We start from the raw sequence: 3,386 nt of genomic DNA on the forward strand, positions 1-3,386 counted from the left end.
CTCTAGTAGTCCACCAAGGAAATTTTGCTGGGTAATACCCTCTAATTGATAAACTAGTCAAAAAAGGGGTTGAGCATGGCGAAAAAGTATATTGTAGATTTAAGAGAAGAGGAAGTTTTACAATTGCAAGCAATCCTGAAAAAAGGAAAGCACAAAGCAAGAACTATCACCCGTGCAAACATTCTTTTAATGGCATCTGAGGGAGAAACGGACACGGCGATCGCTGCCGCAGTTCGAGTTCATGTTGCCACGGTGGAAAGGACAAGAGAAAAGTTTGTGATTGGCGGATTGGAGTTTGCTTTAAAGGATGGGGAACATCCACCAAAAACCAAAAAATTAGATGAAAAACAAGAAGCATTTCTGATTGCGACTGCTTGTTCTAATCCACCAGAAGGAAGAGTGCGTTGGACAATGCAATTATTAGCAGATCATTTAGTAAAAGTTGGTATTATAGATTCAATTTCCGACGAAACAATACGCCAAACGCTAAAAAAAATGAAATTAAACCGTGGTTAAAAGAACAGTGGTGTATTCCCGAAGTTAACGCAGAGTATGTGTTCAGAATGGAAGATGTTTTGGATTTGTATAATGAGCCGTATGATCCAAAAAAACCTACACTATGTCTGGATGAACGCCCATATCAATTAGTAGAAGAAGTAAGACTTCCTTTGCCACCAGAACCAGATCAGCCTGAACGTTATGATTATGAGTATAAACGCAACGGTGTTGTGAATCTATTTGCCTTTTTTGAACCTTTAGCTGGGTGGCGACATATTGAAGTCACACAACGTCGTACAAAAGCGGATTTTGCAAAACAGTTAAAAGATTTAGTAGATATTTATTACCCCCAGGCTGATGTGATTCGTTTAGTTGTTGATAACCTAAATATTCATACTCCCAGTGCATTATATGAAGTTTTCTCTCCACAGGAAGCACGCCGTATTATTCAAAAGTTAGAGTTTCACTATACTCCCAAACACGCTTCTTGGCTGAATCAAGTAGAAATTGAATTATCCGTTTTATCTCGCCAATGTTTGGAACGGCGTATTCCCAATGTAGAAATATTATCTTCTGAAATTGCTGCTTGGGAATCACAGCGTAATCAACAAAAAGCCAGTGTTTATTGGGGTTTTAAAACCAAGGATGCACGTAAAAAAATGCAGCGTTTATATCCAAGCATTTAACCCAGCAAAATTGCCTTGGTGGACTACTAGTTGCTAATGTGGTTCCGGCTACGGTTGAATCATGTAATCAACTCAGCGCTGAGGATCAGTTAGCTTTGCTTTGGTTTGCTTATACCGAGATGGGAGTTACAATCACTCCTGCTGCTATGGGAGCAGCTAATATGGTCTTCGCAGAAAAAACTCTGACGCAAATTAAGCAGATGTCCGCTGAGAAGCAAACGCAAATGATGTGCGATCTAGTGAACCATGCTGATACTCCCATCTGCCGTACCTATTCATCTTTCGGCACAAACATCAAGTTGGGCTTCTGGTATGAGTTAGGTGAGTGGATGAAACTAGGAATCGTTGCCCCGATTCCAGAAGGTTATAAACTTTCTCCGCAAGCATCAGATGTTCTCGAAGCTATCCGTCAACTTGAAGGCGGTCAGCAACTCACCGTATTACAAAATATTGTCGTTAATATGGGGTATACCTCAAAGGTTAGCGAGCAAAACGTCAAACAACCTGTAGTTCCACCTCAAGATATCGCGCCGAGAGCTAAGGTCAGCATTGAGGGCATCGATAACTTAACAGTCCTCAGCTATATGGAGAATATGAACGCCTTCGACTTTCAAGGGGCTGTGGCTTTATTTACTAAAGATGGTGCCTTGCAACCGCCTTTCCAAGAACCTGACTTTTCCCGTTAAGTCTCTTTTGCAAGCTGCCAACCTTCACAAAGGTCGTGTAATTTTAACCAACCTCGCCACAGCACCTGAATACCAATGGGTGTTTTACTTCGATGTTCTAAGTAGCCGCCAAGACGGGCAATGACTTCAACAGCCCAGCTAACTGTTAATACTTTGGGAAGTTTGGGGGACTTAGCTTTTAAAATCTTAAGTTCAAGGGGGTTAAGAATCTCAATGGCAGGAGAGTCAGGTTGAGTGCGGTGTAGATAAGTTAGTTGCAACAGTTCTACCGCAATCACGCTCAAGAAACCAATGAGAACTTTCATCCCATCAGCAGCAAGTCTGTATTTTTCTACCTGACATCCAGACTTGAAAATTTTATGGTATTCTTCCACACGCCAACGATACGTATACCAACGTAAAATTGTAGAAGCCATCTGAATATCTGCAATAACTTCTGTTGTTAACAACATCCATTCCACAGGTGTTTCGCTTTCGGGACAATCAATTTCTGTGGCATAAACAGCATACACAGATAGCGGGTTACGGTTATCAAAACGATAAGGAGTACGTAGATTGACCGGACAAAATCGTATAGCTAGTTTGGTTTGACGAGCAGTACGCTGGCTCGTGGATGGTAATTCAATTTTCTGTTCAAAACTAATAGGTTGAGCTTCTAACTTCGACCACAGACGTTCGCTTTCGGAATCTAAACTACGGTTATGAGCCGCACGAACTATGATTCCAGTGTGTTGGAGTTGGCGAAGTTGATCAAAAACTTTTGTAATATCACCTTCGCGGTCGAAAACATGAATCACTTGTGTGTGCTGGCTTACAAGCTTTTCTACAGTGGTTAGAGCTTCTACCCACTTATAAGATTCTTTCTGTTCAAAAGGGCGGTTTCGGGCTTCTTTACGTGCTGCTGCTTGCCTTTTTTTCTTCTGTGTCGGTGTTTCATCTTTCGGTGGCTTGTGTTTCGGCTCACGATTCCAAAGTTTTTGCCATAACAGACCTATGGATTGACCTTTCTGAGGCTCTATCGCTAAGGCACTGTGTAATATTAAACCATTACCCCCTTTACCAATTGGGCCGTAACCTTCTTTTTTCACCTCAATACTGCCATAATCTAGAAAAGTTGTGTCTCCAACACACAGCACTATGTCGCGTTCTGCAACATTTTCTGCCGTCATCTGACAGTGCGGCTCAATCACGCTGGAAAATTGCACTTTTGGGTTGGCAAAAACTCATAGGCTCTCTTGAGTACCGTTCCATTGCTGAAGATTTCTGACAGTGCTTTCCCAAATCCAAGGCTTAGAGCATACCCAATTGACATTGCGCGCTCATTCAATCGGCGATCTCCCAGAGATATGGTTGCAAAATTCTTCTCCCACCAGTCCAGCATTGCTTGTTACCTTTAGTACCCGATGACAATTAATTTACCGTATATGCTGTGCTGTTCTTCAAGCCCTTTACCAGCAAGCCTTTCAAGACTTAACGGGAAAAGTCAGTTGTCTAATAGCTAACAATGATAAACCAG

The 3,386-nt window shown here is 41.9% G+C and carries 1 protein-coding gene and 2 pseudogenes; 2 read left to right on the plus strand and 1 reads right to left on the minus strand.

The features are described 5' to 3' along the window. Nucleotides 1–75 precede the first annotated feature (75 nt). Together NCWK1_RS28835 and NCWK1_RS28840 are read left to right on the plus strand one after the other, a co-directional pair. Nucleotides 76–1,184 (plus strand): IS630 family transposase gene (locus tag NCWK1_RS28835; RefSeq protein ID WP_103123660.1). Its coding sequence is split into 2 segments (ribosomal slippage): nucleotides 76–487 and nucleotides 487–1,184, totalling 1,110 coding nucleotides; the frame shifts between segments, so codons are not numbered across the junction. After that, nucleotides 1,169–1,867, plus strand: a pseudogene (locus NCWK1_RS28840) (orange carotenoid protein N-terminal domain-containing protein); the annotation flags it as partial. The gene NCWK1_RS28835 and the pseudogene NCWK1_RS28840, both read left to right, overlap by 16 nt. Here NCWK1_RS28840 and NCWK1_RS28845 read toward each other — a convergent pair. Then, a pseudogene (locus tag NCWK1_RS28845) lies at nucleotides 1,867–3,251 on the minus strand (IS4 family transposase). The pseudogenes NCWK1_RS28840 and NCWK1_RS28845 sit on opposite strands and share 1 nt — an antisense overlap. Nucleotides 3,252–3,386: the final 135 nt, after the last annotated feature.

Origin of the sequence: Nostoc cycadae WK-1, assembly GCF_002897135.1 — a bacterium.
Taxonomy (GTDB): Bacteria; Cyanobacteriota; Cyanobacteriia; order Cyanobacteriales; family Nostocaceae; genus Nostoc_B.